Origin of the sequence: Micromonospora sp. WMMA1923 (assembly GCF_049179195.1) — a bacterium.
GTDB lineage: Bacteria > Actinomycetota > Actinomycetes > Mycobacteriales > Micromonosporaceae > Micromonospora > Micromonospora yangpuensis.
In genome coordinates, this window is the sequence record NZ_JBMHLZ010000001.1 from 3,521,745 (window position 1) to 3,540,307 (window position 18,563).

Sequence of the window (18,563 nt, forward strand, 5' to 3'; positions counted from 1 at the left end):
TCCTGCTGGTCAGTTCGCCGCGGCTGGCGGCAGCGCCTCCTCGGCGAGGTACTGGCTCGTCGGCACGGTGGTGATCACCGGCTCGGGGCCGGTGGCGTCGGCGTACGGGCTGGGCGAGTCGGCGACCGCGAACTGGGTCCGGTACAGCTCGGCGTAGAGCCCGCCGACGGCCACCAGCTCCTCGTGCCGGCCCCGCTCGACGATGCGTCCGCCGTCGAGGACGAGGATCTGGTCGGCGTCGCGGACGGTGGAGAGCCGGTGCGCGATCACCAGCGCGGTACGCCCGGTCAACGCCACCGACAGGGCCCGCTGCACCGCCGCCTCGCTCTCGGAGTCCAGGTGTGCGGTGGCCTCGTCGAGGATCACGATCGACGGGGCCTTGAGCAGCAACCGGGCGATGGCGATGCGCTGCTTCTCCCCGCCGGAGAAACGGTAGCCGCGCTCCCCGACCGTGGTCTGCAGGCCGTCGGGCAGCGTCCGGACCAGGTCGGCGACCTGGGCGCCGGCAAGCGCCGCCCAGATCTCGTCGTCGGTGGCGTCGGGTTTGGCGTAGCGCAGGTTCTCCGCGATCGTCTCGTGGAAGAGGTGCGAGTCCTGGGTCACCACCCCGATCTCGTCCCGCAGCGAGGCGAGGGAGGCGTCGCGGACGTCCACCCCACCGACGAGCACCTGGCCGTCGGTGACGTCGTAGATCCGGGAGACCAGCATGGACAGGGTGGACTTGCCGGCACCCGAGGGCCCGACCAGGGCCACCATCTGACCCGGCTCGACGCTGAACGAGACCCCCTTGAGCACCGGCTCGTTGATGGTCCGGTCCAGCGTGGTGACCTCTTCGAGGGAGGCCAGGGAGACTTCGGCGGCGCTCGGGTACCGGAACCGGACGTCGCGGAACTCGACCCGGCCGTTGCCCGGCGGCACCGCCACCGCACCCGGCTTCTCCTCGATGCCCGGCCGCAGGTCGAGCACCTCGAAGACCCGGTCGAAGGAGACCAGGGCGCTCATCACGTCGACCCGGACGTTCGACAACGCGGTGAGCGGGCCGTACAGGCGGGTGAGCAGCAGGGCCAGCGTCACCACGGTGCCGGCGCTGACGCTGCCGGTGACCGCGAGCCAGCCGCCGAGACCGTAGGTGAGCGCCTGGGCCAGCGAGGCGACCAGCAGCATCGCGACGAAGAAGGTCCGGGAGTACATGGCGGACTGGATGCCGATGTCGCGGACCCGTTCGGCCCGCCCGGCGAACCGGCGGGCCTCCTCGTCGGGGGTACCGAAGAGCTTGACCAGCAGCGCGCCGGCCACGCCGAACCGCTCGGTCATCGTCGCGTTCATCTTGGCGTCGAGGTTGTACGACTCCCGGGTGATCTCGGCCAGCCGCTTGCCCACCCGCCGGGCCGGCACGATGAAGATCGGCAGCAGCACCAGCGAGAGCACGGTGATCTGCCAGGAGAGGGTGAACATCACCGCGGCGGTGAGCACCAGCTGGATGACGTTGCTGACCACCCCGGACAGGGTCGAGGTGAAGGCCCGTTGGGCACCCATCACGTCGTTGTTGAGCCGGCTGACCAGCGCACCGGTCTGGGTCCGGTTGAAGAACTGCAGCGGCATCCGCTGCACGTGGTCGTAGACCCGGGTCCGCAGGTCGAGGATGATCCCCTCGCCGATGCGGGCGGAGTACCACCGTTGGGCCAGCGAGAGCAGTGCGTCGAGGACGGCGAGCCCGGCGATGAACAGCGCGAGGCGGACCACCGCCGCCCCGGCGTCGGTGCCGCCCCGGTTGATCGTGTTGATCACGTCGCCGGCGAGGACCGGCGTGGCCACCCCGATGATCGCGGCGAGCACCACCGTGACCAGGAAGACCACGATGTCGCGGCGGTAGGGCCGGGCGAACGCCACGATGCGCCGGGCGGTGCCGTTGCTCAGTCGGTGGGCGGTGACCTGGTCCCGGTCGCGCATCGACCGGAGCATGCTCCATCCGCCCATGCCGCCGCCGGGCATCGGGTTCGCCACGTGTCACCTCCGGGTCGTCGGGCCGCCAGGTCCATTCTCCCGACGTGTACGACAACCTCGGCGGTAACCTGGCTCTTCCCGAGCGGTCCTTACTATCCGGCACGACCGAAACGGCCGCCAGTCGGGGCGACCCGGCCCGTGCCCGGGCACGTCCGGCTCGGCTATTCCCCGCGTCCGGCCAGGTCACGCAGCCGACGGGTCTGCGCCTCCCGCTCGGCCCGCTGCTGGTCGGCGGCGTTGCGGTTGACCGCGCCCGCCAGCAGGGCCTTGATCTCGACCACCGCGTCGCGGTCGTGGGCGAGCAGGCCGGCGGTGAGGTCCCGGACCGCGTCGGTCAGCTCGGCGGTGGGCACGACGAGGGTGGCCAGGCCGATCCGGTCCGCCTCGGCGGCGTCCATCCGTCGACCGGTCGCGCAGATCTCCAGGGCCCGGGAGTAGCCGACCAGGTCGACCAGGCGCTTGGTGCCGGCGAGGTCGGGGACCAGCCCGAGGGTGACCTCGGCCATCGCGAGCCGGGCGTCCTCGGCGAGCACCCGCAGGTCGCAGGCGAGGGCGAGCTGGAAGCCGGCACCGATGGCGTGCCCCTGGACGGCGGCGACCGAGACGATGTCGGGCCGGTGCAGCCAGGTGAACGCGGCCTGGAACTCGGCTATCCGCTGCGCGCACTCGGCCTCGGGCAGGGTGGCCAGCTCGGCGAACGAGCCCGGCCCGGTGGCACCGGCGACTGCCAGGTCGAGGCCGGCGGAGAAGGCCCGCCCCTCGCCGCGTACGACGACGACCCGGACGTCACCGGGCAGCTCCCGGGAGATGTCGACGAGCGCGCGCCACATCGCCGGCGTCTGGGCGTTGAGCACGTCGGGCCGACACAACGTCACCGTCGCGACCGGCCCGGCGCAGTCGATCCGTACCCCGTCCGAACCGGCGGTCACCGGCGAAGCCTGGGGACGGCGTTGATGGGCGAGACCGGGTGGGTCACGCCTTCTTGCGACGGCGGGCACCGCCGCGCTGACGCAACTGCACGCCGGACTCGGTGAGCACCCGGTGGATGAATCCGTACGAACGGCCGGTCGAGGCCGCGAGCGCACGGATGCTCTCCCCCGAGGTGTACCGCTTTACCAGGTCCTTGGCGAGCGTCTGACGCTCGGCTCCGACGATCCGGCGACCCTTCTCAGTGCTGGTGGCTGTGCCAGTGGCTGCCATGCTGATTCCTCACGTCCCAGACTGTGCGGTTCGGATACGGTCAACACCTATTAGACCGTCTCGAACGATCATGCGCCAGATATCAACTCATCGCCAACCGACACGCTCTGCATTGTCAGGAACCCGATAGAGTGACGCCGCCGGCCCGACGGGAAGCGCACGCTGCGGATTCCCACCGGAGGCCGGTCTCATCCGACGCGACGCAATGTCCAGGACCGGACACCGACCGTCAGCGCAAGGTCGCCCGGGGGCCGCACCGGCCGGCGGGCGACAGCCCTGCTCCGGGCCGCATCGGCCGGCGGGCGGCGGCCCGACTCAGGCCAGCTCCACCAGCTCCAGCAGGTCGTCGCTCCAAGCGTCCTCGTCGCCGTCGGGCAACAGGATCGCCCGGTCCGGCTTGAGCGCCGAGACCGCGCCCGGGTCGTGGGTGACCAGCACGATCGCCCCCGGGTACCGGGCGATGGCGTCGAGCACCTGCTCCCGGCTGACCGGGTCGAGGTTGTTCGTCGGCTCGTCGAGCAGCAGCACGTTCGCGCCGGAGCAGACCAGGGTGGAGAGCGCCAGCCGGGTCTTCTCCCCGCCGGAGAGCACCCCGGCCGGCTTGTTGACGTCCTCGCCGGAGAAGAGGAACGCACCGAGGATCTTGCGCAGCTCGGTGTCGGTCTGCTCGATCGCGGCGGCCCGCATGTTCTCCAGCACGGTCCGCGAGACGTCCAGCGTCTCGTGCTCCTGGGCGTAGTAGCCCAGCCGCAGCCCGTGCCCGGCGTGCACCTCACCGGTGTCCGGCTCCAGCAGCCCGCCGAGCATCCGCAGCAGGGTGGTCTTGCCGGCGCCGTTGAGGCCGAGAATGGCCACCCGGGAGCCCCGGTCCACGGCCACGTTGACGTCGGTGAAGATCTCCAACGAGCCGTACGACTTGGACAGGCCGCTGGCGGTCAGCGGCGTCTTGCCGCACGGCGCGGGGTTCGGGAAGCGGACCTTGGCCACCTTGTCGGAGACCCGGACCTCCTCCAACCCGGAGATCAACTTCTCGGCACGGCGGGCCATGTTCTGCGCGGCGACGGTCTTGGTGGCCTTGGCCCGCATCTTGTCGGCCTGGGCCATCAGCGCGCCGGCCTTCTTCTCGGCGTTGGCCCGCTCCCGGCGGCGGCGGCGCTCGTCGGTCTCCCGCGCCTCCAGGTACGCCTTCCAGCCCAGGTTGTAGACGTCGACCACCGATCGGGTGGCGTCGAGGAACCAGACCTTGTTGACCACCGACTCCAGCAGGTCGCCGTCGTGGGAGATCACGATCAGCCCGCCCTTGTGGTTGGCGAGGAAGCCGCGCAGCCAGGTGATCGAGTCGGCGTCGAGGTGGTTGGTGGGCTCGTCGAGCAGCAGGATGCCCCCGCCGTTCTCGCCCGCGTCGCGGAACAGGATCCGGGCCAGCTCGATGCGACGGCGCTGGCCGCCGGAGAGGGTGCCGATGGTCTGGGCGAGGGCCCGGTCGGGCAGCCCGAGGTTGGCGCAGATCCGGGCGGCCTCGGCCTCGGCGGCGTACCCGCCGAGGGCGGCGAACTGGTCCTCCAGGGCACCGTACCGACGGACCAGCTTCTCGTCGGTGTCCTCGGCGAGCCGCTGCTCCAGCTCGTTCATCTGGGCCATCAGCACGTCCAGGCCCCGGGCGGAGAGCACCCGGTCGCGGCCGGTCACCTCCAGGTCGCCGGTACGCGGATCCTGCGGCAGGTAGCCGATGGCGCTGCGCCGGTCGAGCTGCCCGGCGTACGGCTGCCCCTCCCCCGCGAGCACCTTGAGGGTGGTGGTCTTGCCGGCGCCGTTGCGCCCGACCAGGCCGATCCGGTCCCCCGGCTGCACCCGCAGGGTGGTGTCGGACAGCAGGATCCGGGCGCCGGCACGCAACTCCAGGCCGGTGGCAGTGATCATTTCGGGGAACTCGCTCTCGGGGTCCGGAAGGGCTGACTCGGGGCACGCGAAAGCGCCGGCGGGCGCGGGGCCCGTCGGCGCGGGGCGGTTCAGCCTTCGCAGAGCAGCACCCGACAAGTGTACCGGGCGTCGATCGGCGCTTCGTCCGGATTACCCGGCAAGATCATCGGGTACCGGAGCGACGTGGCGGACCCGGTCCGATACCGCAACCACACCCACGCCCAGACGTTGATCGAGGTCGACATGGAGCTGAACGAGAACGCCCGCATCGACACCAGCCAGGTGGACGACCGGCGAGGATCCGGCGGAGGTGGCGGGATCAGCGGGATACCCATCCCGATCAGCGGCGGCCGGGGAGGGATCATCGGCATCGTCGTCGCGGTGGTGGTCGCCCTGGTCGGCGGCGGTTTCGGGCTGAACTCCGCGTTCAGCGGCGGCGGCGAGGCCGGCGACAACACCGCCCTGGAGCAGCGCTGCTCGGGTGAGGACGCGCTGGCCCAGCTCGACTGCCGCAACACCCTCTACGTCAACTCGATCCAGGCGTACTGGCGTACCGCGCTGCCGCAGGCCCTCGGTGAGCAGTACCGTCCGGCCAAGACCGTCTTCTTCAGCCAGGGGGTCAGCACCGCCTGCGGGCAGGCCGACTCCGGCGTCGGCCCGTTCTACTGCCCCGCCGACAGTCAGATCTACATCGACCTGACCTTCTACCAGGTGCTCGCCGAGCAGCTCGGTGCCGCCGGCGAGTTCGCCCAGCCCTACGTGCTGGCCCACGAGTACGGCCACCACGTGCAGAACCTGCTCGGCACCAACGAGCAGGTACGCCGCCAGCAGCAGCGCGACCCGGGCAACGCCAACGAGCTGTCGGTCCGGCTGGAACTGCAGGCCGACTGCTACGCCGGCGCCTGGGCGAAGAACGCCACCGGCACGGCCGACGACACCGGCCAGAAGATCTTCACCAGCATCACCGAGCAGGACATCCGGCAGGCCATCGACGCCGCCGAAAAGATCGGCGACGACGCCATCTCCGAGCGGGCCAACCGCCCGGTCAACCCGGAGGAGTTCACCCACGGCTCGTCGGCCCAGCGTCGGGACTGGTTCACCCGGGGCTACGAGTCCGGCGACCCCACCCGCTGCGACACCTTCTCCACCCCCCTCTGAGGGGTAAGGAAGGGCCCCTTGTTAACGCTTTCGGTAGAGAAGGGTTCCCCTCTCACTATGGGGCGTTAACAAGGGGCCCTTCCTTCGTGTCAGGTGGGGTCGCGGATGAGGATGTGTACCGCGCGGGCTGCGGTGATCGCCTCGACCAGGACGGTCCGCCGGGGCTCGGGTACGTCGAGCAGCCGTTCGGCACGCAGTGCGGCCAGCGGGGCCAGCCGCCGGTCGGTCAGGACGATGTCCACCGCCCGCCGGTCCCCGCCGCAAACCAGCGTGGTCAGGGTGGCGACCTCCGGCAGCAGCAGCCGTACGGCCAGCTCGGCGGCGTCGGCCAAGGCGGCTTTGGCCTGATTGTCCCGCCGTCGGGCGAACCGCTGCTGCGACCAGCCGCCCGCGGCGGTACGCCCCTGCACGTACCGCGTGTCGACCTTGGAGATGATCAGCTCCTCGCCGGCCGCCACGCCCACCGCGACCGCGCCCTTGCGGGCCAGCAACAGGCCGATCCGGCGGGGCGCGGTCGCCGCCGCCGCGAAGGCGACCAGATCCGGGGTACGACGCACCCCGGGCGGGGCGTACAACTCGGCGGTGGCCCCGTCGGCGGCGGTGAGCAGCAGGCCGTGCGAGAGCGCGGTGGTGCTCGGCGGGCCGTGCCGGTCGGCGAAGCCGTCGACCCAGCGGGCGACGCGGGCCGGGTCGACCTGCACCCATCGGCCGCCACCGGCGGCGGGTCGGCTGGACATCACCCGACGGTACGGCACCCCGGGCGGGCCACTACCGGCCCGGCGGCCCCGTCGCGCCCGATCGGGCAGGCGGCGGCGGGGCCGGACAGCGCAGCCGGGCCGGAGAGCAAGCCGGGCCGGACAGCGCAGCCGGGCCGGAGAGCAAGCCGGGCCGGACAGCGCAAGCCGGGCCGGACAGCGGCCGGGCCGGACAGCGGCCGGGCCGGACAGCGGCCGGGCCGGACAGCGGCCGGGCCGAGCGGGACGGCGGCGGGTAGCGGGCCGAGCAGCGAGCCGGGCCGGGCCGGACGGCGCCGGGTAGCGGCCGAGCGGGACAGGACGGCAGCGCCGGCGGGCGGCCGGTCCAGGCAGCGGCGGGCGAACCGCGCTGACGAGACGGACGGACCGTAGTCGGCACTCGGGTGCCGGCTACGGTCCGCCCACGGCCGTGCTCAGCCCACCTCGAGCGGCAGGGTGGGGTCGCTGGTCCACTCCCGCAGCGAGCCGTCGTAGACCGCCACGTCGGTCTCGCCGATCAGGTGCAGGGCCAGGGCGTCGCCGGTGGCGGCGATCCCGCCCCCGCAGTACGTCACCTTCCGGCCCGATTCGGCCTGTACGTCCCGGAAGATCTCCCGCAGCTCTGGTACCGGCCGGAACGTCCCGTCGGCCGGGTTGAGCAGGGCGGCGACGAAGACGTGCCGGCTGCCCGGGATGCGCCCGGGGCGGGGGTAGCTCAGCGTCTCGGTGGCGTGGAAGTCCTCCGGCGACAGCGAGTTGATCAGGCAGGCGCCGGTGCCGCTCTCGACCACCCGCCGGACCTCGTCGAGGTCGGCGAAGAGTTCCGGTCGGGGGGTGCCGACGAACTCCGCCGGCGGGTAACTCTCGGTGCCGGAGCGGGTCGGGCGGCCCTCGGCGGTCCACTTGCCGAAACCGCCGTCGAGCACCGCCACGTTGTCGAAGCCGTTGGCCAGCAGCAGCCACCAGACCCGGGTGGCCCAGAACACGTTCACCGCGTAGACCACGACGGTCGTGTCCGGGCCGATGCCCAGCCGGCCGGCCGCGGCGGCGAACCGTTCCGGTGTCGGCTTGGTGAACCACCCACCGTCGGGCTCGGAGAGCTCGTCGATGATGTCGGCGAAGGCCGCTCCCGGGATGTGGGCGGCCTCGTAGTCGGGGCGACCGGAGCTCTGGCTCCAGTCCGCGCCCGCCTCGGTCGGCGGGGCCAGGTGCACGGTAGCGTCGAGGATCCGCAGCTTCGGGTCGTCGAGATGCTCGGCCAGCCACTCGGTGGAGACGAGCGGGGTGGTCAGGTGGGCGGCGCCTGCCTGGCGTTCCGGTGGAGCGGCTTCGAGCTGCACTACTACGCGCCGAGCGCGACGGCCCCGTCCCCCGGCCAGCCCGGCGGCTGCCTGGTGATGGTCGACGCGGTCGCGCCGTACCACGCGGTGTTCAGCACGGCGATGCGCCACGCCTACTGCAGGGTGCTGGCCAGGGGCGAGCCCAGGATCACCCGGTTCCGGCCCGGCGCGTCCCGCTTCACCGTGGTCGATCCCTCCGGAAACTCGATCACCTTCATCCAGCGCGACGAGCCGGCCGACCTGGAGTACGGCGGCGCGAAGGATCTGACGGGGTTGGCCCGGTCGCTCGACAACGCCCGGATCCTGCGTGACTTCAAGCGGGACGACCGGGCAGCCTTCCGGGCGCTCAACTCCGGGCTGCGCCGGCACGGGGACGCGGCTCCCGCCGTCGAGCAGGCGTCGGCGCTCGCCGCGCTGATCGAGCTCTCGGTGGCGCTGGAGGAGCCGGAACGGGTACCCGGGTGGGGTGCCCGACTGCGGACTCTCGGGCTGACCGATCCGGAGCGGCAGCAGGTGACACGCTCCGTATCCGACCCCGAGGTGCTGGCACCCTGGCTGCCCTGATCCGCTGCTCGACACGGTCAAGGTCCTGGCCTGCGTCGCTCCGGCGACGCTGTCCGGCGCCCAGTCCGGTGTCCCGCGCTCGGCCAGGTCGAGAGGTTCAGGTCACGCCTGCGAGGCCGATGCGCCTCGCTCTCTCCGTACCCGATCGGAGTGTAGATCTTGGACACTTACCGTCCAAATAGGACAAAAAGTGTCCAAGATCCACCTCGGGGCCCGCTTGGTGCGGTGACGGGAGGGGTGGGGTGGGGGTGGGTGGGGAACGGGGCCCGGAAACGCGTCGAGCGCGGCACCCTGGTCGGGTGCCGCGCTCGGACGATGCCACGCTCCGAGGGGAACGCTCAGACGTTGAAGCCGAGGGTACGCAGCTGGTCGCGCCCCTCGTCGGTGATCTTGTCGGGGCCCCACGGCGGCAGCCAGACCCAGTTGATCCGGATGTCGCTGACCAGTCCCCCGCCGGGGCCGGTGGTCAGCGCCGACCGGGTCTGGTCCTCGATGACGTCGGTCAACGGGCAGGCCGCCGAGGTGAGCGTCATGTCCAGGGTGGCGACGTTCTCGTCGTCGACGTGCACGCCGTAGAGCAGGCCGAGGTCGACCACGTTGATGCCGAGCTCCGGGTCGACGACATCCTTCATCGCCTCTTCGATGTCGGCGGTGGCGGCCTTGCCACCCCCGTTGCCGGCCGATGCCACCACGCCGTTGCCGGCCGATGCCACCGCGCCGTTGCCGGCCGATGCCACCGCGTCGTCGCCGGTCGGCGCCACCGCGCCGCTGTCTGCCGTAGGCGCCACGTCACCGGCGGCGTGCGGTGCCACGGTGCCGTCGACGGCCGGCGTCGTCGCGCCGTCGGTGGCCACGGTGCCGCCCTGCGGCGTGGTGGCCGTTTCCTCGCTGCTCATGCCTTCACCTCCGGGCTCACGCCCACCCCGGCGCGTGCCGCGGCGTCCTTGAACGCCATCCACGGCAGCAGCGCGCACTTGACCCGGGCGGGATAGCGCGCGACACCCGCGAACGCCACCCCGTCACCGAGTACGTCCTCGTCCGGCGTGACCTCGCCACGCCCGGACATCAACTCGACGAACGCCTCGTGCACCGCGAACGCCTCACCCGCGTCCCGCCCCCGCAGCAGCTCGTGCAGCACGCTCGCCGAGGCCTGGCTGATCGAGCAGCCCAGCCCGTCGTACGAGATGTCGTGCAGCACGGTGCCGTCGCTGGCGACCCGTACGGTGACCTCGTCGCCGCAGGTCGGGTTGACGTGGTGCGCCTCGGCGACCCGGTCGGCCGGGTCGTCGGCGTCGCGCAGACCACGGCCGTGCGGGTGCTTGTAGTGGTCCAGGATGATCTCCTGGTAAAGAGAATCAGGATGCGTCACGCTGACCTCCCGTCGATCGCGGGCTCCTGCGTCGCCGCTCACGCGAACACCTTCCGCACCTGCTCCAGACCACCCACCAGGGCGTCGATCTCCGCGGTGGTGGTGTAGAGGTAGAACGACGCCCGGGTCATCGCCGGCACCCCGAACCGGGTGCAGACCGGCTTGGCGCAGTGGTGGCCGACCCGCACCTGCACGCCGAGGGAGTCGAGGACCTGCCCGACGTCGTGCGGGTGGATGTCACCCAGGGCGAACGAGATGGTGCCGCCCCGGCCCACCGGCACCGTCGGACCGAAGATCCGCAGGCCGGGCACGGTGGCCAGCGCCTCCAGCGCGTACGCGGTCAGCTCCTTCTCGTGCCACTGCACGGCCCGCATGTCCAGGCCGGTGAGGTAGTCCACGGCCGCACCGAGCGCCACCGCCTCGGCGATCGGCGGGGTGCCCGCCTCGAACCGGGCCGGCGGCGCGGCGAACGTGGAGCCGCTCATCCGTACCGTCTCGATCATCGAGCCGCCGCCGAAGACCGGTGGCATGGCCGCCAGCAGCTCGGCCCGCCCCCAGAGCACCCCGATGCCGGTCGGCCCGCACATCTTGTGGCCGGTGAAGACCACGAAGTCGGCGTCCAGGTCGACCACGTCGACGGGCAGGTGCGGCACCGACTGCGAGCAGTCCAGCAGCAGGAGCGCACCCACCTCACGCACCCGCGCGGTGATCCGCGAGGTGGCGTTGACGGTGCCGAGGATGTTCGACATGTGCACCAGCGAGACCAGTTTGGTCCGCTCGTTGACCAGGTCGGTCAGGCCCGACTCGTCCAGCCGTCCCTGCTCGGTGACCGGGAACCAGCGCAGCGTCGCGCCGGTCCGCTCGGCCAGCAGCTGCCACGGGACGATGTTCGAGTGGTGCTCCATCTCGGAGATCACGATCTCGTCGCCGGGGCCCAACCGGAACCGCTCGTCGGTCGCCGCCGACGCCGCGGCGGGCAGCGAGGCGTTGGAGAACGCGTACGCCACGATGTTGATCGCCTCGGTGGAGTTCTTGGTGAACACCACCTCGTCCACGCTCGGCGCGTTGACGAACGCGGCGATCTTCGCCCGCGCGCCCTCGTACGCCTCGGTGGCCTCGGTGCCCAGGGTGTGCACCGAGCGGGACACGTTGGCGTTGTGCCGGGCGTAGTGCTCGGCGAGCACGTCGAGCACCTGACGCGGCTTGTGCGAGGTGTTGGCGCTGTCCAGGTAGACCAGCGGGTGCCCGTTGACCTCCCGGTCCAGGATCGGGAAGTCCGCGCGCACCCGCGCCACGTCGAAGCGGGGCACGTCGTCGTACTGCGGCATGCCCGGCGGGATCGCGATCGAGGTCATGGTCAGGTCAGGCCCGCGCCGAGCCGGCCCCGGCGACGTACCGCTCGTAGCCCTCTTCCTCGAGCTTGTCGGCCAGCTCCGGGCCGCCCTGCTCGACGATCCGGCCGGCCACGAAGACGTGCACGTGGTCCGGCTTGATGTAGCGCAGGATCCGGGTGTAGTGGGTGATCAGCAGCAGGCCGGTGTCGCCGGTGTCGCGGACCCGGTTGACGCCCTCGCTGACCACCCGCAGGGCGTCGACGTCGAGGCCGGAGTCGGTCTCGTCGAGGATGGCGATCTTCGGCTTGAGCAGCTCCAGCTGCACGATCTCGTGCCGCTTCTTCTCACCACCGGAGAAGCCCTCGTTGACGTTGCGCTGGGCGAACGCCGGGTCCATGTGCAGGCGCTCCATCGCGCCGCGCAGCTCGCCACCCCAGGTACGCAGCTTCGGGGCCTCGCCGTCGATGGCGGTCTTGGCGGTGCGCAGGAAGTTGGCCACCGAGACGCCGGGCACCTCGACCGGGTACTGCATGGCCAGGAAGAGCCCGGCGCGGGCCCGCTCGTCGACGGACATGGCCAGCACGTCGACGCCGTCGAGGGTCACGGTGCCGCCGGTGATCTCGTACTTGGGGTGACCGGCGATCGAGTACGCCAGGGTGGACTTGCCGGAGCCGTTCGGGCCCATGATGGCGTGGGTCTCGCCGGAGCGCACGGTCAGGTCGACACCGGCCAGGATCGGCTTGAGCTCACCCTCGGGCAGCTTGACCGACACCTGCAGGTCGCGGATCTCCAGGGTGCTCATTATCGGGTCACTCCATTGCTCGGCAGCGGACGGCCCTCGCCGTCGACGGGAAGGTAGATGTCGCCGTCGCGCACGTCGACGGGGTAGACGGGTACGGGTTCGGTGGCGGGCAGCCCGGTGGGCTCACCGGTACGCAGGTCAAAACGGGATCCGTGCAGCCAGCATTCCAGCGTGCACCCGGATACCTCGCCCTCGGACAGCGCGACGGCGGCGTGCGAGCACTCGTCCCGCACCGCGTAGAACCGGTCGTCCTCGGCGTGCACCAGGGCGATCGTCGTACCACCGACGTCCGCGCTGATCACGCTGCCCTTCGGCACGTCCTCCGTCGAACAGATCCTGATCATCAGGCACCGGCCCGGGTGAGTCGGGCCTCGATGGCCTCGCCCAGCCGCTCGCGCAGCTCCTCGACCGGGATCTTGTTGATCATCTCGGCGAAGAAGCCCCGGACCACCAGACGACGGGCCTCGGCCTCCGGGATCCCCCGGGCCATCAGGTAGAACAGCTGCTCGTCGTCGAAGCGGCCGGTCGCGCTGGCGTGACCGGCGCCGGCGATCTCGCCGGTCTCGATCTCCAGGTTGGGTACGGAGTCCGCCCGCGCGCCGTCGCTCAGCAGCAGGTTCCGGTTGATCTCGTAGGTGTCGGTGCCGGTGGCATCGGCCCGGATCAGCACGTCGCCCACCCAGACGGTGTGCGCGTCGTCGCCCTGCAGGGCACCCCGGTAACCGACGTGGCTGCGGCAGTCCGGCACGGTGTGGTCGACCAGCTGGCGGTGCTCCAGGTGCTGGCCGGAGTCGGCGAAGTAGAGGCCGTACAGCTCGGCCTCGCCACCCCGGTCGGTGTACTCCACGCTGGTGTACTGCCGGACCAGGTCACCACCGAGGGTGACCTGCACGTGGCTGACCCGCGCGTCGCGGCCCAGCCTGACCTTCAGGTGCTGGGCCTGCACCGCGTCGGCGGCCCAGTCGGCGACCGTGACCAGGGTCAGCTTCGCGCCGTCGGCCACCGCCACCTCGACGTTGTCGGCGAGCGTGGTCGATCCGGTGTGCTCCAGCACCACGGTCACCTCGGCGAACCGGCCCACCTCGACGAAGGTGTGCCCGAAGGCCAACTGCTCCGCACCGTCGCCGGTCACCCGTACGGTCACCGGCGCGTCCACCACGGTGTCCGCGGCGACCGCCAGCAGCAGCGCGTCGGTGGCCCCGCCGTAGGCCAGCGCGCTGATCCGGTCGACCGGGGTGAGCACGCTGCCCACCCGCGCGTCGCCGGTGTCGATCCGCTCGACGGTGACGCCCGCGGGCAGGTCACCGTGGGAGTGCCGGACCGCGCCGGTGGCGGTCTGGTCGTCACCGACCAGACCGCGCAACCGCTTGAGCGGGGTGAAGCGCCACTCCTCCTCCAGGCCGGTCAGGGCCGGGAAGTCGGCGACGTCGTACGAGCGGAGCGCCTGGGACTTGGTGCTGGGCGGCGCGGAAGCCTGAATGGTCATCTCTTCCTTGGTCTTCTGTCAGTGCGACGACGGTGTCCGGGGTGCGCGGACGGCGGTGCGGGCGGCCTCAGCCGACCGCGCCCTCCATCTGCAGCTCGATGAGGCGGTTGAGCTCCAGGGCGTACTCCATCGGGAGCTCCTTGGCGATCGGCTCGATGAAACCGCGCACGATCATCGCCATCGCCTCGTCCTCGCCCAGACCCCGGCTCATCAGGTAGAAGAGCTGGTCGTCACTGATCTTGGAGACGGTGGCCTCGTGCCCCATCGAGACGTCGTCCTCGCGGATGTCGACGTACGGGTACGTGTCGGAGCGGGAGATCGTGTCGACCAGCAGCGCGTCGCACTTGACCGTGCTCGCGCTGTGGTGCGAGCCCTCCAGCACCTGCACCAGACCCCGGTACGAGGTCCGGCCGCCGCCCCGGGCGATCGACTTCGACACGATGGACGAGGAGGTGTGCGGCGCGGCGTGCACCATCTTCGCGCCGGCGTCCTGGTGCTGACCCTCACCGGCCATCGCCACCGAGAGCACCTCGCCCTTGGCGTGCTCACCGGTCATGTAGACCGCCGGGTACTTCATGGTGACCTTGGAGCCGATGTTGCCGTCGACCCACTCCATGGTCGCGCCCTCGTGGCACACCGCGCGCTTGGTGACCAGGTTGTAGACGTTGTTCGACCAGTTCTGGATGGTGGTGTACCGGCACCGGGCGTTCTTCTTGACGATGATCTCCACGACCGCGCTGTGCAGCGAGTCGGAGGAGTAGATCGGCGCGGTGCAGCCCTCGACGTAGTGCACGTACGCGCCCTCGTCGACGATGATCAGGGTCCGCTCGAACTGGCCCATGTTCTCCGTGTTGATCCGGAAGTAGGCCTGCAGCGGGATGTCCACGTGGACGCCCTTGGGCACGTAGATGAACGAGCCACCGGACCACACCGAGGTGTTCAGCGCGGCGAACTTGTTGTCGCCGACCGGGATCACCGTGCCGAAGTACTCCTTGAAGACGTCCTCGTGCTCGCGCAGCGCGGTGTCGGTGTCCAGGAAGAGCACGCCCTGCTCCTCCAGGTCCTCCCGGATCTTGTGGTAGACCACCTCTGACTCGTACTGGGCGGCGACCCCGGCGACCAGGCGCTGCTTCTCCGCCTCGGGGATGCCCAGCTTGTCGTAGGTGTTCTTGATGTCCTCGGGCAGGTCCTCCCAGCTGGCGGCCTGCTTCTCGGTGGAGCGTACGAAGTACTTGATGTTGTCGAAGTCGATCCCGGTGAGGTCGGCGCCCCAGGCCGGCATCGGCTTGCGGCCGAACAGACGCAGGCCCTTGAGCCGCAGGTCGAGCATCCAGGCCGGCTCGTTCTTCTTGGCCGAGATGTCCCGCACCACCGCCTCGCTGAGGCCCCGCTGGGCGACCGACCCGGCGGCGTCGGGATCGGCCCAGCCGTACTCGTAGTTACCCAGGGCGGCGAGCTGCTCCTCCTGGGTCAGGGGGGCGACGATCTGCTCGGTCATCTATCTGTCCTCACAGTGGTGACGGGCTTTCCGGACTGGTCACGCCCCGGCTGGGCGGGAATGTGCGTGGTGCACACCCCGTCGCCGTGCGCGATGGTGGCCAGGCGCTGCACGTGGGTGCCGACCAGACGGGAGATCACCGCGGTCTCGGCCTCGCACAGCTGGGGGAACTCGGCGGCCACGTGCGCCACTGGGCAGTGGTGCTGGCAGAGCTGGCCGCCGGAGGCGATCGTGGTCGCGTTGGCAGCGTAACCCTCGGCGGTCAACGCCGCGGCAAGTGCCTCGGCCCGCGCCGGGAGATCGTCGCCGGCGTCCTCCATCGCGGAGCGGCAGCGGGCCTCCAGGGCGGCGACCTGGTCGGTGGCGAACGCCTCGACCGCGTCCGAGCCACCGGTACGGGCGATCCACCGCAGGGCGGCGGTGGCCATGTTGTCGTAGTGGTGGGTGCCGCAGCGGACCCGGGCCGCGTCGGTCAGCCCGAAGAGCTTGGCCGGTCGGCCCCGGCCCCGGTGCCCCCGGACGGTCTGCTCCCGGGCGGCCACGTCACCGTCGGCGAGCATCGCGTCGAGGTGCCGGCGGATCGCCGCCGGGCTCAGCCCGAGCGCGGCGCCCAACTGCGCGGCGGTGGTCGCCCCCTGCTCCAGCAGGAGCCGGGTGACCCGGTCCCGGGTCGAGACGTCGGCCGCGGGCGCGCTGCCGGACGGGGCCGCACCGGCGGCCGGACCGGCCGTCGGCCGGTGCCCGTGGAGCTCCGCCGCGTATTTCACAACGCCAACGTTACGTATTTCCGGCAGGGGTGGCAAACCCGGGTCCGGGTGATCCGAACCACCGGCGCCCCGGAGCCGCCCGGACCCCGAGCACTACGGTGCGTAGGATTTGCGCCGTGACGCCCTCTGCCCGGCTTCCGGTATCCGCCACACTGCTCCGCCGCCTCGCGTTCGCGTCGATCGTCGCGAACGTCGCGATCGTCGGCACCGGCGGGCTGGTCCGGCTGACCGCCTCCGGTCTCGGCTGCCCCACCTGGCCCCGGTGCACCGACGACTCGTACACCACCACCGCCGAGATGGGCATGCACGGGGTGATCGAATTCGGCAACCGGCTGCTCACCTTCGCGGTGGGGGCGATCGCACTGGCCGTAGTGGTGGCCGTGCTGAGCCACCGTCCCCGCCGGCCGGAGCTGGTGCCGCTGGCGGTCGGGGTGCTGCTGGGCATCCCCGCCCAGGCGGTGATCGGCGGCATCACCGTGCTCACCGACCTCAACCCGTGGGTGGTGGGGCTGCACTTCCTCGCCTCGATGGTGGTCATCGCGGTGGCGTACGCGCTCTGGCGGCGGATCAAGGATCCGGCCGGTCCGGTGGTGCCGGTGGTGCCGGGGCCGCTGCGCACCCTGGCCCGGCTCACCGCCGTGGTCAGCGCCTCCGTGCTGGTGGTCGGGACCTGGGTCACCGGCAGCGGCCCGCACGCCGGCGACCACGGCGCGGCCCGCAACGGCCTGGACCCGCAGACCATCTCCCAGCTCCACGCCGACGGCGTCTTCCTGCTGATCGGGCTCTCCGTGGCGCTGGTCTTCGCCTTCCGCGCCGTGGGCGCGGCGCACGCCGCCCGGGCCGCCGGGATCCTGGTCGCGGTGGAGCTGGGTCAGGGCCTGATCGGTGTCGTGCAGTACCTCACCGACCTGCCCGCGCTGCTGGTCGGCGCGCACATGGTCGGCTCCTGCCTGGTGCTACTGGCCACCCTGTCGATGCTCTGGTCGACCCGCGAGCGCCGCCCGGTTCAGCCCGGCCGCGACGACGACAGGCGGCCGGCGATGGCCTCGGCCAGCCGGTCGGCGGCACCCTCGGCGTAGCCGAGGAAGAGCGACGGCTCGGCCAGCTCCAGCTCGACCAGCACCGGCGCGCCGTCCGGACCGGCGATCAGGTCCACCCGGGCGTAGAGCAGCTGGTCCGGGCCGCCCGGCACGGTCGCCAGGGCCTTCCCGGCAACCGCCAGCTGGTCGGCGGTGGCGCTGCGGGCGGTGATCTCCTCCGGCCGGTACAGGCCGGGCGCACGAAGGTCCGGGCCGGTGAGGATCGGGCCCTTGCGGATCGCGTGGCTGAAGACCGGGCCGTCCGGGCCGGCCAGGAAGAGCAGCGCGGTCTCGCCGTCGGTGTCCACCGCGCTCAGGTACGGCTGCACCATGACCGTCCGGCCGGCCGCCGTGAGCCGACGGACGTGGGCCACGGCCAACTCGCGGTGCCGGGGGTCGGCCGGGTCGTACCGGCCGGTGTCCTGGCTGCCCGCGCTGACCGCCGGCTTGACCACGTACTCGCCGGGCCCGGTCGGGGGTTGCCAGTGCTGACCGGGCTCGACCCAGCTGGTGGGCACGGTGGGCACCCCGGCCCGGTCCAGCTCGGCCAGGTACCGCTTGTCGGTGTTCCAGCCGACCACCCCGGCCGGGTTGGCCAGCCGGGGCACCCGGGTCGCCCAGGCGACGAAGTCGTCCCGGCGTGGCACGTAGTCCCACGGGGAACGGAGCACCACCAGGTCGTAGCCGGCCCAGTCGACCCGTGGGTCGTCCCAGACCTCCGGTACGGCGGTGACGCCCCGGGCGGCCAGCGGGGCGATCACCAGGCGGTCGTCCGCCTCCAGCTCCGCGAACTCGGTGCAGGTGACCAGGGCGATCCGCGCCCCGGCCCGGGTGCCGCCGGTCATCGCGGTCAGCGGGCCATCGTCCGGCGGGCCATCGACCGCCACAGGTCGTTGCTCGGCCGCATCTGGTCCATCAGCTCCCGCTCCCAGGCGTTCTCCACGTCCACTCCCGCCTCGGCGCAGGCCTGGCGGGCGGTGACGGTGTCCTCGGCGAACTGGTCGCCCCAGGCACCGTCGGTGCCGACCAGGACGATGCGCGCTCCACGCTTGCCGACGTACTCGACGACCGCCTTCGCGCCGCCGTGGCTGGCGGCGAACGACCGGATTCCCGCGACCAGGCCGTTGGGGGCCGGCGCGGGGGTCTGCTCGGCGGTCAGGGTTGTATCGGAACCATCTGCCATGACGCGAAGCCTAAGCAGACTTCGGATGACACGCGGCGGAACCATCAACTATTTGTGATGCCGATTACGAAAAGGTTTAGCCTTGCTCCGCAGCGTAATGCCCGAATATATCCGCTTATGACGGG

The 18,563-nt window shown here is 71.6% G+C and carries 19 protein-coding genes; 3 read left to right on the top strand and 16 right to left on the bottom strand.

The window, feature by feature from the left end; genetic code table 11:
- Window positions 1–9: 9 nt before the first annotated feature.
- The 4 genes from ACN28G_RS15795 to ACN28G_RS15810 form a co-directional block, all read right to left on the bottom strand.
- Window positions 10–1,992 (bottom strand): ABC transporter ATP-binding protein, encoded by a 1,983-nt coding sequence (locus ACN28G_RS15795; protein ID WP_091446699.1) that lies wholly within the window; start codon window positions 1,990–1,992, stop codon window positions 10–12.
- Window positions 1,993–2,165: 173 nt separating this feature from the next.
- Window positions 2,166–2,933 carry an enoyl-CoA hydratase/isomerase family protein gene (locus ACN28G_RS15800; protein ID WP_091440685.1) on the bottom strand — a complete coding sequence of 256 codons (768 nt, stop codon included), beginning with the start codon at window positions 2,931–2,933 and terminating at the stop codon, window positions 2,166–2,168.
- A 43-nt stretch (window positions 2,934–2,976) separates the two neighbouring features.
- On the bottom strand, window positions 2,977–3,204 hold the full coding sequence (locus tag ACN28G_RS15805) for a helix-turn-helix domain-containing protein (RefSeq protein WP_007462679.1): 228 nt from the start codon (window positions 3,202–3,204) through the stop codon (window positions 2,977–2,979).
- 315 nt (window positions 3,205–3,519) lie between these two features.
- Window positions 3,520–5,124 carry an ABC-F family ATP-binding cassette domain-containing protein gene (locus ACN28G_RS15810; RefSeq protein WP_091440688.1) on the bottom strand — a complete coding sequence of 535 codons (1,605 nt, stop codon included), beginning with the start codon at window positions 5,122–5,124 and terminating at the stop codon, window positions 3,520–3,522.
- A 243-nt stretch (window positions 5,125–5,367) separates the two neighbouring features.
- On the opposite strand from ACN28G_RS15810, the gene ACN28G_RS15815 reads away from it, so the two are divergent.
- Window positions 5,368–6,282 carry a neutral zinc metallopeptidase gene (locus ACN28G_RS15815; RefSeq protein ID WP_421480920.1) on the top strand — a complete coding sequence of 305 codons (915 nt, stop codon included), beginning with the start codon at window positions 5,368–5,370 and terminating at the stop codon, window positions 6,280–6,282.
- Window positions 6,283–6,371: 89 nt separating this feature from the next.
- Here ACN28G_RS15815 and ACN28G_RS15820 read toward each other — a convergent pair whose 3' ends face one another.
- Together ACN28G_RS15820 and ACN28G_RS15825 are read right to left on the bottom strand one after the other, a co-directional pair.
- Window positions 6,372–7,019, bottom strand: a complete 648-nt coding sequence (locus tag ACN28G_RS15820) for an acVLRF1 family peptidyl-tRNA hydrolase (RefSeq protein WP_091440691.1) — start codon at window positions 7,017–7,019, stop codon at window positions 6,372–6,374.
- A gap of 431 nt (window positions 7,020–7,450) precedes the next feature.
- Window positions 7,451–8,356 (bottom strand): sulfurtransferase, encoded by a 906-nt coding sequence (locus ACN28G_RS15825; protein ID WP_421479528.1) that lies wholly within the window; start codon window positions 8,354–8,356, stop codon window positions 7,451–7,453.
- On the opposite strand from ACN28G_RS15825, the gene ACN28G_RS15830 reads away from it, so the two are divergent.
- Window positions 8,309–8,920 (top strand): glyoxalase, encoded by a 612-nt coding sequence (locus ACN28G_RS15830; protein WP_421479529.1) that lies wholly within the window; start codon window positions 8,309–8,311, stop codon window positions 8,918–8,920. The two genes, ACN28G_RS15825 and ACN28G_RS15830, sit on opposite strands and share 48 nt — an antisense overlap.
- A gap of 338 nt (window positions 8,921–9,258) precedes the next feature.
- On the opposite strand, the gene ACN28G_RS15835 is transcribed toward ACN28G_RS15830, so the two are convergent.
- The 8 genes from ACN28G_RS15835 to ACN28G_RS15870 form a co-directional block, all read right to left on the bottom strand.
- The gene (locus tag ACN28G_RS15835) at window positions 9,259–9,816 is read right to left on the bottom strand and encodes a metal-sulfur cluster assembly factor (protein ID WP_421479530.1); all 558 of its coding nucleotides are present in this window, start codon (window positions 9,814–9,816) and stop codon (window positions 9,259–9,261) included.
- Window positions 9,813–10,289 carry a Fe-S cluster assembly sulfur transfer protein SufU gene (sufU, locus tag ACN28G_RS15840; protein ID WP_091440698.1) on the bottom strand — a complete coding sequence of 159 codons (477 nt, stop codon included), beginning with the start codon at window positions 10,287–10,289 and terminating at the stop codon, window positions 9,813–9,815. Before sufU ends, ACN28G_RS15835 begins: the two co-directional genes overlap by 4 nt.
- A gap of 38 nt (window positions 10,290–10,327) precedes the next feature.
- Window positions 10,328–11,644: a cysteine desulfurase gene (locus ACN28G_RS15845; protein ID WP_421479531.1), complete on the bottom strand. Its 1,317-nt coding sequence runs from the start codon at window positions 11,642–11,644 to the stop codon at window positions 10,328–10,330.
- Between the two features lie 7 nt (window positions 11,645–11,651).
- Window positions 11,652–12,425, bottom strand: coding sequence for a Fe-S cluster assembly ATPase SufC (sufC, locus tag ACN28G_RS15850; RefSeq protein WP_421479532.1), 774 nt, complete (start codon window positions 12,423–12,425; stop codon window positions 11,652–11,654).
- Window positions 12,425–12,769 (bottom strand): non-heme iron oxygenase ferredoxin subunit, encoded by a 345-nt coding sequence (locus ACN28G_RS15855; RefSeq protein WP_421479533.1) that lies wholly within the window; start codon window positions 12,767–12,769, stop codon window positions 12,425–12,427. The genes sufC and ACN28G_RS15855 overlap by 1 nt, the downstream gene beginning before the upstream one ends.
- On the bottom strand, window positions 12,769–13,911 hold the full coding sequence (gene sufD, locus ACN28G_RS15860) for a Fe-S cluster assembly protein SufD (protein WP_421479534.1): 1,143 nt from the start codon (window positions 13,909–13,911) through the stop codon (window positions 12,769–12,771). The genes ACN28G_RS15855 and sufD overlap by 1 nt, the downstream gene beginning before the upstream one ends.
- A gap of 67 nt (window positions 13,912–13,978) precedes the next feature.
- The gene (gene sufB, locus ACN28G_RS15865) at window positions 13,979–15,409 is read right to left on the bottom strand and encodes a Fe-S cluster assembly protein SufB (protein WP_091440713.1); all 1,431 of its coding nucleotides are present in this window, start codon (window positions 15,407–15,409) and stop codon (window positions 13,979–13,981) included.
- The gene (locus tag ACN28G_RS15870) at window positions 15,406–16,176 is read right to left on the bottom strand and encodes a helix-turn-helix transcriptional regulator (protein ID WP_421479535.1); all 771 of its coding nucleotides are present in this window, start codon (window positions 16,174–16,176) and stop codon (window positions 15,406–15,408) included. The genes sufB and ACN28G_RS15870 overlap by 4 nt, the downstream gene beginning before the upstream one ends.
- A gap of 98 nt (window positions 16,177–16,274) precedes the next feature.
- On the opposite strand from ACN28G_RS15870, the gene ACN28G_RS15875 reads away from it, so the two are divergent.
- Complete coding sequence (locus ACN28G_RS15875; RefSeq protein WP_421479536.1) at window positions 16,275–17,255, top strand: COX15/CtaA family protein; 981 nt, start codon at window positions 16,275–16,277, stop codon at window positions 17,253–17,255.
- Here ACN28G_RS15875 and ACN28G_RS15880 read toward each other — a convergent pair.
- Together ACN28G_RS15880 and ACN28G_RS15885 are read right to left on the bottom strand one after the other, a co-directional pair.
- Window positions 17,183–18,100, bottom strand: coding sequence for an ATP-grasp domain-containing protein (locus tag ACN28G_RS15880; protein ID WP_421480921.1), 918 nt, complete (start codon window positions 18,098–18,100; stop codon window positions 17,183–17,185). The genes ACN28G_RS15875 and ACN28G_RS15880 overlap by 73 nt on opposite strands.
- 5 nt (window positions 18,101–18,105) lie before the next feature.
- Window positions 18,106–18,438 (bottom strand): hypothetical protein, encoded by a 333-nt coding sequence (locus tag ACN28G_RS15885; RefSeq protein ID WP_091440721.1) that lies wholly within the window; start codon window positions 18,436–18,438, stop codon window positions 18,106–18,108.
- Window positions 18,439–18,563 lie beyond the last annotated feature (125 nt).